The sequence below is a fragment of the Oleiphilus sp. HI0125 genome, assembly GCF_001635355.1.
In genome coordinates, this window is sequence record NZ_LWGF01001184.1 from 1 (window position 1) to 774 (window position 774).

General features: G+C 43.5%; 1 protein-coding gene. It reads right to left on the minus strand.

Features of this window, described 5'->3' with window-relative positions:
- Positions 1-615 (minus strand): ABC transporter permease (locus tag A3762_RS20530; protein WP_068757396.1); only part of this gene is annotated, 615 nt, incomplete at its 3' end.
- Positions 616-774: the final 159 nt, after the last annotated feature.

The window sequence follows — 774 nt, forward strand, 5'->3', positions numbered from 1 at the left end:
CGCTTGAGATACGTTCTGCCAAAACTCTGGCAGAAGCGAAATACTATAGAACACACCACCAAGGTAGGTGAGCGGCGTTAATACAAAAGTAGGGACGATAGAGATGTCATCAAATTTCGTCGCGAATACTGCATTAATAAATCCGCCAAGCGAAAATACAATCGCAGTCAATATCACCATACTGGCCGTCACCAGTACGTTGTGAACAACTAAATCGGTAAAGAATAAAGACAGTAAGGTAACGATAATCCCTACCCCAACACCACGCGCAACACCTCCGGCAACGTAACCGCTCAGCACAACCCAGTTTGGAACAGGTGAAACGAGTATTTCCTCAATACTGCGCTGGAACTTCAAACTAAAGAAAGACGACACCACGTTTGCATAAGAGTTAGTAATCACCGACATCATAATCAAGCCTGGGACAATAAAACTCATATAGTCATAGCCGCCCATTTCTCCGATACGAGGCCCGATAAGATTGCCAAAAATGACAAAATACAAAGCCATGGTAATCGCAGGTGGAAGCATCGTTTGCGCCCAGATTCGTGTAAATCGACGAATCTCTTTTACTACGATGGTCGTAAAAGCAATCCAGATTTGATGTGCGTTCATTTGGTTTGCTCCTTCGAATTTAAGTCTTGGCTAGAGCTAACCAAAGATAAAAACAACTCTTCCAAACGGTTACTTTTATTGCGAATACCCAATACCTTCCAGTCTTCATCTTTGACGGCATCAAAAAACGTCCCTAAGTCTCTTCCCTGCTCGACAGTC